The 12,622-nt window shown below is 70.2% G+C and carries 8 protein-coding genes; 2 read left to right on the top strand and 6 right to left on the bottom strand.

What is annotated here, in order from left to right; translation table 11 throughout:
• Positions 1 to 96: 96 nt before the first annotated feature.
• On the top strand, positions 97 to 540 hold the full coding sequence (locus D0Z67_RS28390; protein WP_031179467.1) for an Hsp20/alpha crystallin family protein: 444 nt from the start codon (positions 97 to 99) through the stop codon (positions 538 to 540).
• A 79-nt stretch (positions 541 to 619) separates the two neighbouring features.
• Here the strand turns inward: D0Z67_RS28390 and D0Z67_RS28385 are convergent, their stop codons facing one another.
• From D0Z67_RS28385 to D0Z67_RS28370, 4 genes are all read right to left on the bottom strand, one after another.
• Entirely contained in the window at positions 620 to 2,917 is a 2,298-nt protein-coding gene (locus tag D0Z67_RS28385) for an FdhF/YdeP family oxidoreductase (protein ID WP_031179466.1), read from the bottom strand.
• A 175-nt stretch (positions 2,918 to 3,092) separates the two neighbouring features.
• Entirely contained in the window at positions 3,093 to 4,532 is a 1,440-nt protein-coding gene (gad, locus tag D0Z67_RS28380) for a glutamate decarboxylase (protein WP_031179465.1), read from the bottom strand.
• Positions 4,533 to 4,645: 113 nt separating this feature from the next.
• Positions 4,646 to 5,614 (bottom strand): Dyp-type peroxidase, encoded by a 969-nt coding sequence (locus D0Z67_RS28375; protein WP_031179464.1) that lies wholly within the window; start codon positions 5,612 to 5,614, stop codon positions 4,646 to 4,648.
• A 190-nt stretch (positions 5,615 to 5,804) separates the two neighbouring features.
• The gene (locus D0Z67_RS28370; protein WP_078873046.1) at positions 5,805 to 7,634 is read right to left on the bottom strand and encodes an FUSC family protein; all 1,830 of its coding nucleotides are present in this window, start codon (positions 7,632 to 7,634) and stop codon (positions 5,805 to 5,807) included.
• Positions 7,635 to 7,877: 243 nt separating this feature from the next.
• On the opposite strand from D0Z67_RS28370, the gene D0Z67_RS28365 reads away from it, so the two are divergent.
• Positions 7,878 to 8,813 (top strand): LysR family transcriptional regulator, encoded by a 936-nt coding sequence (locus D0Z67_RS28365; protein WP_031179462.1) that lies wholly within the window; start codon positions 7,878 to 7,880, stop codon positions 8,811 to 8,813.
• Between the two features lie 46 nt (positions 8,814 to 8,859).
• Here the strand turns inward: D0Z67_RS28365 and fdhD are convergent, their stop codons facing one another.
• Positions 8,860 to 9,696, bottom strand: a complete 837-nt coding sequence (gene fdhD, locus D0Z67_RS28360) for a formate dehydrogenase accessory sulfurtransferase FdhD (protein ID WP_031179461.1) — start codon at positions 9,694 to 9,696, stop codon at positions 8,860 to 8,862.
• A 351-nt stretch (positions 9,697 to 10,047) separates the two neighbouring features.
• Entirely contained in the window at positions 10,048 to 12,348 is a 2,301-nt protein-coding gene (locus D0Z67_RS28355) for an FdhF/YdeP family oxidoreductase (protein ID WP_031179460.1), read from the bottom strand.
• Positions 12,349 to 12,622 lie beyond the last annotated feature (274 nt).

The following is a 12,622-nucleotide window of genomic DNA, read 5'->3' as shown; positions in this document are numbered from 1 at the left end:
CTCGCTCCACCCGTTTGCCAGAGCCTTGCTGCCGCTGTCGAGGGTGTTGTGCACACTCCTTATATATGTGCACGCGAGGAGAAGAGAGGTCCGGGCATGAGCGAACGTGCGGGCGTTGCGAGATCGGCCTGGTGGGCCGGACACGATCCCGTGGTGGAACTCCAGCAGTTGTGGGGCGAGGTCAGCCGCCTGGTGGAGCAGTCCGCACAGCCGGCCGAACCGGCCCGGCACTGGATGCCGCTGGTCGAGGAGGAGGACGCGGGCGACGCCTATCTGGTCCGCGCCGAATTGCCGGGCATTCCCCGGGACAGCGTGAACATCGAGGTCGACGGACGCGAACTGCACATTCACGGTTCGCTCGACGAGAACACGAGCGGAAACGCGCTGCGCCGAAGGGACGGCAGTTTCTCCTACGGGGTACGGGTACCCGGTGACGTCGATGTCGAGGGCGTGCAGGCCGATCTCTCCGACGGCGTCCTGACGGTACGGCTGCCGAAATCCCAGGCGACGACCCGGCGCACGATCGAGATCGGTTCCTGAAAGCGCAGTACACACGAAAGCGGCCGGCCTTCACGGAAAAGGACCGGCCGCTTTCGCCGTGTTCTGAGCCACCGGCGTTCTAAGCCACCGGCGTCACCACTACGTTCACGTTCTTCATCAGCGGCTGATCGCTCTGGGTGCTGTAGTCACCGATCGCACAGAGCACGTTCATCTCCGGCATGTACCCGGCCGCGCAGCCCTGCGGGATGTCGTACGGGATCACCTTGTAGCCGTACACGCTGCGCTTGCTGCCGTCCTTGGCGATGCTGGTGATGTCGACCTCGTCGAAGAGCCTCAGCCCGCGCTCGGCCATGTCCTCCTGGTTCATGAAGATCAGCGTGCGCAGGTTCTTGACCCCTCGGTAGCGGTCGTCGTCCGAGTAGATCGTGGTGTTCCACTGGTCGTGGGAGCGCATCGTGCCGAGCTTGAGCATGCCGGCCCCGGGGACGACGTCGGTCAGGCCGGGGCTGGAGAACTCGGCGCGCTCGGAGGGGGTGCGGAAGACCAGTTCGCGGGCGGGCTGCTTGATGCGGAAGCCCAGCGGCAGCCGGACCCGGCGGTTGAAGTCCTCGAAGCCCTCCAGCGCCTTGGCCATGGTGTCGCGGATGCGGTCGTAGTCCTCGACGTACCACTCCCAGGGGGTGGCGCTGTCGGGCAGCGCGGCGCGTGCCATCCCGGCGATGATCGCGGGCTCGGAGAGCAGGTGCTCGGAGGCGGGGCGCTTCATGCCGACGGAGAGGTGGACCATGGACATCGAGTCCTCGACCGAGGTGCCCTGCTCACCGGTGGCCTGCTCGTCCTTCTCGGTGCGGCCGAGGCAGGGCAGGATGAGCGCCTGCTTGCCGTGCACCAGGTGGCTGCGGTTGAGCTTGGTGCTGACCTGCACGGTCAGCTCGCACTTGCGCAGCGCGTCGAAGGTGTAGGCGCTGTCCGGCGCGGCGAGGGCGAAGTTGCCGCCCATGCCGACGAACACCTTCACGTCGCCGGTGTGCATGGCCTCGATGGTGTTGACGGTGTCCAGGCCGTGCTCGCGGGGCGGGTCGATCTCGCAGACCTCGGCCAGCCGGTCCAGGAACTCCTTGGACGGCCGGTGGTCGATGCCGCAGGTGCGGTTGCCCTGCACGTTGCTGTGCCCGCGCACCGGGGACGGACCGGCGCCCTCGCGGCCCAGGTTGCCGCGCAGCAGGAGGACGTTGACGATCTCGCGGACGGTGTCGACGCCGTGCTCGTGCTGGGTGACGCCGAGGCACCAGCTGAAGATGGAGCGGTCGGCGTCGCAGTAGATGCGGGCGGCGGACTCGATCTCGGCGCGGCTGAGCCCGGACTGGAGCTCCAGCTCCGCCCAGGGGGTGGCCTCGACGACGGCGCGGTACTCGGCGAAGCCCGAGGTGTGCCGGTCGATGAACTCCTTGTCCAGCGCCTTGGGGTTGGTCTCCGACTCGGCGAAGATCGCCTTTGCCATGCCGCGCAGCAGGGCCATGTCGCCGCCGATGCGCGGCTGGAGGTTGAGCGAGCTGGTGGGGGTGGCGCGGTTGAGCGCCATGTCGACGAAGTCGTGCGGGATGATCGTGCGGGTGGCGGCGGCCTCGACCAGCGGGTTGATGTGCACGATCTTCGCCCCTCGCTTGTACGCCTCGGCGAGCGAGGTGAGCATGCGGGGCGCGTTGGACGCGGCGTTGACGCCGATGATGAACAGGGCGTCGGTCTTCTCCCAGTCCTCCAGGTCGACGGTGCCCTTGCCGGTGCCGAGGGCGGCCTGCATGGCGCGGCCGCTGGCCTCGTGGCACATGTTGGAGCAGTCGGGCAGGTTGTTGGTGCCCAGCTCGCGGGCCATCAACTGGTAGAGGAAGGTAGCCTCGTTGCCCAGCCGGCCGGAGGTGTAGTACGACGCCTGGCCGGGGCTGTCGAGACCGCGCAGGGTGCTGCCGACCAGCTCGAAGGCGTCCTGCCAGGAGATGGGGACATAGGTGTCGGTGTCCGCGTCATAGCGCATCGGGTGGGTGAGGCGGCCCTGGGCCTCCAGCGCGGCGTCGCTCCAGGTGGCGAGTTCGCCGACGGTGTGGGCGGCGAAGAAGGCGGGGCCGACGCGCTTGTGGGTCATCTCCCACGTGACGTGCTTGATGCCGTTCTCGCAGATGTCGAGCCGGAGGCCCTTGAGGTCGTCCGGCCAGGCGCAGCCGGGGCAGTCGAAGCCCTTGCCCTCGTGGTTCATCTTCTGGATGGCCTTGGGGCCTTCGAGGAGTTCACGCTCGCGTATCAGGAAGCGCGTCACGCTCTTGGCGGCGCCCCAGCCGGCCGCCGGGTGGTGGTAGGGCCGGAACACCGGGGCCCGCTTCCCGGCGTCTTCGGTGGGTCGTCCCGACGTGTCTTGGCTCATCACAACTCCCTGTGTCCCAGGCCGACTCGCTGCGTGCACATGACGCGAGTACGCCCCAGCCTAGGACACGGGGGTGCGCCCGTGACCAGGAACGGCGTCGCCCCACGGGGCGCCGGGAGCGGGCCGGCGGTGCGGGGCGACGGTGAACTGCCTGTACAGGGCACCTTTTTGCGGGCTACCGTTCCGCGCGGTTCTCCGAGTGGTGGAAGCCGGTCCCGGCCTGGTGGTCCCGGACCATCGGGTGCGGCTGGTCGCGCAGTTCGGGCAGCAGCCGGGCGAGGTCCTGGGCGAACAGGTCGGCGAGGTCGCGGGTGAAGCCGTTGCGGCACACCACCCGCATCACGGCGAGGTCCTGCCGGTTGGGCGGGAAGGTGTACGCGGGCACCAGCCAGCCGGTCTCGCGCATCCGGCGGGAGATGTCGAAGACGTCGTAGGACGTGACGTGGTCGGCGGTGGTGAAGGCGAACACCGGCAGCTGGTCGCCCCGGGTGAGCAAGGTGAAGTCGCCCATGTCCTCGACCTTCCGAGCCAGCGACATGGCGACGTCCCGGGTGGCCTGCTGCACCGCGCGGAAGCCTTCGCGGCCCAGGCGCAGGAAGGTGTAGTACTGCGCGATGACCTGGGAGCCGGGGCGGGAGAAGTTGAGGGCGAAGGTCGGCATGTCCCCGCCGAGGTAGTTGACCCGGAAGATCAGGTCCTCGGGCAGCGCCGCCTTGTCCCGCCACAGCGCCCAGCCGACGCCGGGGTAGACCAGCCCGTACTTGTGGCCGGAGGTGTTGATGGAGGCCACGCGCGGGAGCCGGAAGTCCCACTGAAGGTCCGGGTCGAGGAACGGGGCGATCATCGCGCCGGACGCGCCGTCGACGTGCACCGGGATGTCGATGCCGGTGCGCTCCTGGTAGGCGTCGAGGGCGGCGCAGAGCTGGGCGATGGGCTCGTAGGAGCCGTCGAAGGTGGAGCCGAGGATGCCGACGACACCGATGGTGTTCTCGTCGCACAGCTCGACCGCCTCGTGCGGGTCGAGGTGGAACCGGTCGCCCTCCATGGGGAGTTGGCGGGCCTCGACCTCCCAGTAGTTGCAGAACTTCTCCCAGCAGACCTGGGCGTTGATGCCGAGGACCAGGTTGGGGCGGGCGCTGCCGGGATAGCGGTCGGCGTTGCGCTGGGTCCAGCGGCGCTTCATGGCGAGCCCGGCGAGCATGCACGCCTCGCTGGAGCCGGTGGTGGAACAGCCCACGACCTGCGAGGGGTCGGGGGCGTTCCACAGGTCGGCGAGCATGGCCACGCAGCGCCGCTCCAGCTCGGCGGTGCGCGGGTACTCGTCCTTGTCGATGATGTTCTTGTCGCGGGACTCGCCCATCAGCCGCCCGGCCTGGGGTTCCATCCAGGTGGTGACGAAGGTGGCGAGGTTGAGCCGGGCGTTGCCGTCGAGCATCAGCTCGTCGCGGACAACCTGATAGGCGGTGTCGGGGGCCAGCGGCCGTTCCGCCAGGCGGTGCTTGGGCGGGTCCTCGGTCATTCCGCTCACCGGGTTCGCCTGGCCGGAGAACGGGTTGACGGCGAGGGCGGGTTCGTCGGGCTGCTGCTGGGAAGTGCCGTGCGAGAGAGGCGACATGAGTGCTTCCTGGGTCCGATCAGCGTCCGCTGGCAGGGGGTCGGGGCACGCCGGAACGCGGACGGCACCGGCCTTCCGAGAGGGCCGGTGCCGTCCATTCAGGCGTGCTGGGGCTATGAGGCGTTGAGGGCTATGTCCCGCTCGGCCTTCTTCTCCGGGGCCGCGGGGAGCGCGTCGAGGAACGCCACGGTCGGGACGTAGAAGAGGCAACCGGTGACGGCCGTCGAGTAGTCGAGGATCCGGTCGTGCTGTCCGGGCTGCCGGCCGAGGAACATGTTCCGGAGCATCCGCTCGGTGACGTCGGGGGTACGTGCGTAGCCGATGAAGTAGGTGCCGTACTCGTCGTCGCCGATGGTGCCGAACGGCATGTTCTCGCGGACGATCTTCAGCTCGCGGCCGTCCTTGCCCTCGATCGTGTTGAGCACGACGTGGGAGTCGGGGGCCTTCACGTCGTCCGGGAACTCGATGTTGGCGAGCTTGGACCGGCCGATGGCGCGCTCCTGCGCCTCCGTGGACAGGGCGTGCCAGGCGTCCATGTCGTGCAGGTACTTCTGCACGATGACATAGCTGCCGCCCTGGAAGTCCGGGTCCTCGTCACCGACGTACACCGAGTCGGCGGCGCGCTCGCCCTCGGGGTTGGCGCTGCCGTCCACGAAGCCGAGCAGGTCGCGGTCGTCGAAGAACTTGAAGCCGTGCACCTCGTCCACGACCGTCGCGGCGCCCTTGAGCCGCTGGGCGAACTGCCGGGCCAGCTCGAACACGATGTCCATGCGGCGGCCGCGCACATGGAAGAGGAGGTCGCCGGGGGTGCCGGGGGCCTTGTGGCGCTCGCCGTCCAGCTGGACGAAGGGGTGCAGCTCCGCGGGGCGCGGCCCGCTGAAGAGGCGGTCCCAGGCCGCGGAGCCTATGCCGACCACGCAGCTCAACTGGGCGTCGGGATCGCGGTATCCGGTGGAGCGGCGCAGCGACTGCACGTCCTCCAGCAAGCCTCGTACGGTGTCCTCGCCGCCCTCGTCGATGGTGACCACGAGGAATACCGCCGCCCTGGCCGGAGGAACGACGACGGGCTGTGTCTCGGTCATGGAAACCTGCTTTCTGATCAGCTTGCACGCGAGACGAACATAGACGCTCCGGGCGGCTTGCCGTGCGGATTCTCGCCGACGGCGCGGCCTGTTCACATCGGCCGCGCCGAATCCCGCGAATTCGCGTCGCGTGGCTTTGCGCCGGTGCGGCGCAGCGGGGTTTATGGAAGTAAAGCTGAGCCTTTGCGGCTCACGACGGCCGAGCCGCTCCGGGGCGTCTGCGGCCCCGGCCGCGTCTGGCGCGGTCGTCGGCGAGCACGGCCCGGCTGAGCCGCCCCAGCAGGTCGTACGCGCGGTGCTCGGCGGCGGCGACGGCGGCGGGGTCGACGCCGGTGGGCCGCAGTTCGCCGCTCGCCGCCTCCTTCGCCTCGTACAGCTCGACGGCGGAGGCGGCCAGCTGCACCTGGGCCACCCGGCGCCGGCCGGCCGTGCTGTGCAGGGCGTGCTCGGCCTGGTCGGAGACGACCGTGCACAGGTGCAGCGCCTCGCGCATGCGGACGGCGGCCCGGCCGTGCACCAGGAGCAGGGCGCAGACCAGGCCGACGCTGATGCCGATGCCGCTTCCGATCACGCGGTCGTGCAGCAGCCGGGAGGCGGAGACCGGCGAGGACAGCTCGCTGAGCAGCAGGGCGAGCGGGGTGAGGAAGATGACGCCGAGGCCGTAGTTGCGGGCGACGACGTACTCGAGGCAGAACTCGAAGACGATGATCAGGCAGATGATCGTCACCGGGCCGGGGTGCAGGAAGAGGACGGCGCTGGTCAGCAGCAGCCCGATGGCGGTGCCGAGGGTGCGCTGCACGGCCCGCTGCATGGTGCTCCACACGTTGACGGAGTGCAGCACGGCGGCGGCGGAGATCGCGGCCCAGTAGCTGTGGCCGACGCCGAGGAAGAGGGCGATCCCGCCGGCCGCCGCGGTGCCGACGAAGGTCCGTACGGCGGTCGGCAGGAAGGCGGCGGCCCGGCGGCGGCGCCGTCCGCGGGTCCCGGCGGGTCTGCCGTCGGTGTGCGCGGCCGAGGCGGGCGGGGTCGGCGGCCGGGTCCTGGGCGGGGCGGGGACTACGGTGGCGGGGCGGCCGGGGGCGCTGTCACCGGTGTGCGGCTCCAGCAGTTCCTCGGGCAGCGGCAGCAGGGTGTGCCAGCGGCGGTCGGAGAGCGTTCGCGCCTGTTCGCGCAGGTGGCGGGCGACGGCCTCGCCCTCGGCGTCGCGCCAGGTGTCGGTGGTCAGCAGGGCCCAGACGTAGTCGGCGGAGTAGCCGGTGACGGGCCGTCCGGGGGTCCGGCGGGTGAGGCCGAGGACGCCGTCGCCGTCGTCGGGGTCGTTGAGCGCGTGGTGGGCGCGCAGCGCGGCGACGATGGCCTGGTGGCGGGCCTTGGAGGTCTCGATCGGCCCGGCGGCCTCCAGGGCGCGGGCGAAGCACTCCAGGGCGTCGGCGAGCGCGAGCCGCTGGAGCCGCTCTGGCTGGAGGGAGTTGGGCAGGCACACCAGCCAGGCGATGGCCGCGCCGAGCGCGGTGAGCGCGGTGTGCGGCAGCACGTCGGTGAGGGCGGGCGTGCCCTCGGCGGTGATGGCGAAGGCGACCAGGATCAGGACGGCCCCGAGGCCCCGCAGCCCGGCGTAGTCACAGCCGAACTTGGCGAGTCCGGCGACCGCGGCCATGCCCACCACGGCGGCGAGGCCCTGGTTCCAGGGGCCGGAGGGCCCCACCCAGACGGCGAGCAGCGAGCCGAGCCCCACGGCGGCCGTCATCGCCACGGCGACCAGTGCGAGCACCCACAGCCGGCTGCGGCGGCGCAGCGGGAGGCTGCGCTCGAAGGTGATGGTGAAGGCGCCCAGGGCCGGGAAGACGGCGAGGTCCGGGTGGCCGAGCAGCACCAGCGGCAGGGTGGGCAGCGCCATGGTGAGCGCGGCCCGCAGCGCGAAAGGGAGCGCCCCGCTGACCTTGGCCATCTGGAAGGAGCCGCGTGGCGAGAGAACACGGGCCAGTCCAGCGGTGAGCTGAGAGGTGTTGCCGCGTTTCATAGATCACTAACTCTAGCAAATCAGGGAGGGCCGAGTACCCTCGCGCATTACGCTCGGTGAATTTGCCGGACAATACCGAAGGGGAGTCCGGCAGGGTGTGAATTCGCCTACGGTCAGCACGCGGCGGAGGCGGCCGCGAAGCCCGCGCGGCCCGCCCCGGGGGCCGCCGGCGGGCAGCGGTCCGGGCGGTCGGGGCCGCTGCGCCGATTGGCTTTTCGGTCAGCGGTCGGGTACACCCATGACGTGCTGTTTCGCCAACTCGAATACCTCGTCGCTCTCTCGCGGGAGCACCATTTCGCCCGCGCCGCCCAGGCGTGCTCCGTCTCCCAGCCCGCGCTCTCCGAGGCGATCCGGAAGCTGGAGGACGAACTTGACGTGCCGTTGGTCCGCCGCGGCCGCAAGTACGAGGGGCTCACTCCGGAGGGCGAGCGCATCGTCGTGTGGGCGCAGCGGATTCTCGCGGACCGGGACGCGCTGCGGGACGAGGTCGGCGCCCTGCGCTGCGGGCTGAGCGGGCGGATGCGGATCGGCTCGGTGCCGACCGCGTCCGCGGCCGTCTCCCTGCTGACCGGTCCGTTCTGCACGGAGCATCCGCTGGTCACCGTGGAAGTGATAGCGGATCTTCAGTCGGAGGACATTCTCCGGCAGCTCCAGAATTTCGAGATCGACGCCGGAATCACGTATCTGCCGGAAGAACTCTCGGGGCATTTCCAGGCCATTCCGCTCTATGAGGAACGTTATGTGCTGCTGATCACCGCGGCCGACGGTCTGGCGCATCAGTCGACGGCGACCTGGGCGGAGGCCGCCCGGCTCCCGCTGTGTCTGCTGAACGAGTCGATGCAGGGCCGGCGGGTGCTGGACGACGTGTTCGCCAAGGCGGGCGCGAAGCCGGTGCCCCGGGTGGAGACGGACTCCGTGGCCGCGCTGTTCGCGCACGTCAGGACCGGCCGGTGGGCGAGCGTCGTCCCGCACGCCTGGCTGCACGTGTTCGGTGTGCCGCACGGCATGCGGGCGGTGCCGCTGGTGGAGCCCGACTGGACGGTGCCGGTGGGCCTGGTGACGACGTCCCAGCAGCCGGGGTCGGTGATGGCCCGCGCGCTGACCGAGGTCGCCACCGAGACGGACGTGGCCGGCGCCCTGGAGCGCCTGCCCGGCGGTCCCGCGCTGCCGCTCGCGTAGTACCGGCCGGGGCCGCGCCCGTATCGGGCGCGGCCACCGGGGCGGGTCAGGCGACGGGCTGCGGTTCCAGGCGTTCGGCGCCGGTGTAGACGTTCATGGAGTCGCCGCGCAGGAAGCCGACCAGGGTGACGCCGCTCTCGGCGGCGAGGTCGGCGGCGAGCGAGGACGGGGCGGAGACGGCGGCGAGCATCGGGATGCCGGCCATGACCGCCTTCTGCACCAGCTCGAACGAGGCGCGGCCGCTGACCATCAGGACGCAGCCGCGCAGCGGGAGCATCCCGGAGCGCAGGGCGTGTCCCACGACCTTGTCGACGGCGTTGTGCCGGCCCACGTCCTCGCGCAGGCAGAGCAGTTCGCCGTCGGAGGAGAAGAGACCGGCCGCGTGCAGACCGCCGGTGCTGTCGAACACCTTCTGGGCGGCACGGAGCTTCTCCGGCAGGGTCGCCAGCATCTGCGGGCTCATGCGCAGCCCGTCGTCGGCGACGGACCAGGCGGCGACGGTACGGACCGCGTCCAGGCTGGCCTTGCCGCACAGGCCGCAGGAGGACGTGGTGTAGAAGTTGCGCTCCAGGGAGGCGTCGGGGGCCTCGACGCCGGGGCCGAGGACGACGTCGACCACGTTGTAGGTGTTGCTGCCGTCGTCGGTGGCGCCCAGGCAGTAGCGGATGCCGGCCACGTCGGCCTCGGCGTGCGCGACGCCCTCGCTGACCAGGAAGCCGGCGGCGAGGTCGAAGTCGTCGCCGGGGGTGCGCATGGTCACCGTGAGCGGGCGGCCGCCGACGCGGATCTCCATCGGCTCCTCGGCGGCCAGGGTGTCCGGGCGGTGCGAGGACGCGCCGTCACGGATGCGGAGCACTCGACGCCGCACGGTCACTCGTCCCATGGTCTTCTTCCTCTCCTCGGGCTCCGGGCCGGGGTTGCCGTCACCTCTGGAGCCAGTGTGGGCCCGCCCTGCGGGGGGCCGCTTGTCGGGGCGGCGGGCCGGGCCGTGGCTGGGGCCCGCCGGGGTCGGCTCCTGCGGTGACGGCATGCGGCGGTGGCGTGGGGAATCCACTCTAGGTGACGCCGTGGTACGAGGAGAGGGCGGAAGTACGGGCGTGGCGGCCCGGCCACGGGCGGGGCGCCGGATACGGGTGGCAGCCGCGGACGGCCCGGTTCCGCCGGGAAGCGGGCACCGGGCCGTCCGCGGTTCACGTCCCCTCCCGGACCGTCGGGAGGGGAGTCGGGGGCCGGGTCAGCCGGCGAGGCCGGGGGCCGGGATGCGGGACGGCTCCAGCCGGATCAGCACGCCCTTGGAGGTGGGGCAGTTGCTGATGTCGGCGACGCTGTCCAGCGGGACGAGCACGTTGGTCTCCGGGTAGTACGCGGCGGCGGAGCCGGGGCTCGTCGGGTAGGCGACGACCTTGAAGGACTCGGCGCGGCGCTCCTTGTCGGTCCACACGCTGACCAGGTCGACCATGTCGCCGTCGCGGAAGCCGAACTGCTCCAGGTCGGCCGGGTTGACCATGACGACCCGGCGGGCGTTGTGGATGCCCCGGTAGCGGTCGTTGGGCGCGTACCAGATGGTGTTCCACTGGTCGTGCGAGCGCAGCGTCTGGAGCAGCAGGTGGCCTGCGGGCACGTGCGGCATCTCGAACCGGCTGGCCCAGAACTCGGCCTTGCCGCTCGGGGTCGGGAAGGTGTCGCTGTTGACCGGGCTCGGCAGGTTGAACCCTCCGGGCTGCCGGATGCGCTCGTTGAAGTTCTCGAAGCCGGGCACGACGCGGGAGATCCGGTCCCGGATACGGTCGTTGTCGGCCTCGAAGTCCTGCCACGGGATGCCGTACGTGTCGCCGAGGGTGGCGATCGCCAGGCGGCTGATGATGGCGACCTCGCTGAGCAGGTGCTTGGAGGCCGGGGGCAGCTTGCCGTGCGAGCGGTGGACGTCGCTCATCGAGTCCTCGACGGTGATCCACTGCTCGACGCCGTTCTGCATGTCCCGGTCGCTGCGGCCCAGGGTGGGCAGCAGCAGCGCGGTGTCGCCGCAGACGGTGTGGGAGCGGTTGAGCTTGGTCGAGATGTGCGCGGTCAGCGAGCAGTTGCGCATGGCCTGCTCGGTGTACTCGCTGTCCGGGGTGGCGCGGACGAAGTTGCCGGCCACGCCGAGGAAGAACTTGGCCTTGCCCTCGTACATCGCGCGGATGCCCTGCACGGCGTCGTAGCCGTGGTGGCGGGGCGGCTCGAAGCCGAACTCGCGGCCGAGCGCGTCCAGGAACGTGTCGGACATCTGCTCCCAGACGCCCATCGTGCGGTCGCCCTGCACGTTGGAGTGGCCGCGGACCGGGCAGACACCGGCGCCGGGCTTGCCGAGGTTGCCGCGCAGCATCAGGAAGTTGACGATCTCGCGGATGGTGGCGACACCGTGCTTCTGCTGGGTCACGCCCATCGCCCAGCAGACGATGGCGCTCTTGCTCTTCATGACCCGCTCATGGACCTCCTTGATCTCGTCCAGGGTCATGCCCGTGGCGAGGAGGATGTCGTCCCAGGAGATCTTGCGGACGCTCTCGGCGAACTCCTCGAAGCCGCGGGAGTTCTTCCGGATCCACTGGTGGTCGAGCACGGTGCCCGGCGCGGCGTCCTCGGCGTCGAGCAGCAGCTTGTTGAGGCCCTGGAAGAGGGCCATGTCGCCGCCGGCGCGGATGTGCACGAACTGGTCGGCGATCTGGGTGCCGTTGCCGATGACACCGCGCGCCTTCTGCGGGTGCTTGAACCGCATCAGGCCGGCTTCGGGGAGGGTGTTGACCGCGACGACCTCGCCGCCGTTGCGCTTGGTCTCCTCCAGCGCGGCGAGCATGCGCGGGTGGTTGGTGCCGGGGTTCTGGCCGACCAGGAAGATCAGGTCGGAGTGGTGGATGTCGTCCAGTGAGACGCTGCCCTTGCCGATGCCGAGCGCGGCGCCGAGGCCCCAGCCGGTGGACTCGTGGCACATGTTGGAGCAGTCGGGCAGGTTGTTGGTGCCGAACGCGCGGGAGAACAGCTGGAGGAGGAAGGCGGCCTCGTTGTTCAGCCGGCCCGAGACGTAGAACATCGCCTCGTCGGGGGAGGTGAGCTGCTTCAGCTCCTTGGCCAGGACCTCGAACGCCTTCTCCCAGCTGATGGGCTCGTAGTGGGTGGCGCCGGGCCACTTCACCATGGGCTCGGTGAGCCGGCCCTGCTGGTTGAGCCAGTAGTCGGACTTCGAGTCCAGCTCGGCGATCGAGTACTGCTGGAAGAACTCACGGGTGACGCGGCGCGAGGTGGCCTCGTCGTTGATGTGCTTGGCGCCGTTCTCGCAGTACTCGTTGAAGTGCCGCTTCTTGTCCTCGGGCCAGGCGCAGCCGGGACAGTCGATGCCGTCGATCTGGTTGATGTTCAGCAGCGTGAGCATGGTGCGCCGCGGGGAGGTCTGGCTGAGCGAGTACTCCAGCGCGTGCGTCACGGCCGGGACACCGGTCGCCCACGTCTTGGGAGGCGTGACCGTCAGTTCGTCGATCGGGTCCTCGATGCTGCTGCTCATGGTGTGTCTGCCTCTTTCGTGAATACGAATCCCGCCGAGCGGTATTTTCTTTGATCCCGCGAAGGAAAGTCAAAGAGGCCGCGTCGATCACGCGATAGGTATCGCTTATCTCCCGGTTCCGCTCGCCGCACGAAGCATCGCACATTTCGCCGTACGGCGTTGACCAGGCATGATGGGGCGAGGAGGGCGCCTCTCGGGGCGAGGATAACTACCGCCTATTACCCGATCGACCACCCCTCTTTGACTCGGGCGACAAATTGGCCGACGCTGTCCG

This window comes from Streptomyces seoulensis, from assembly GCF_004328625.1.
GTDB classification, from domain to species: domain Bacteria; phylum Actinomycetota; class Actinomycetes; order Streptomycetales; family Streptomycetaceae; genus Streptomyces; species Streptomyces seoulensis.
This window is presented reverse-complemented; position numbering and strand designations above follow the sequence as displayed.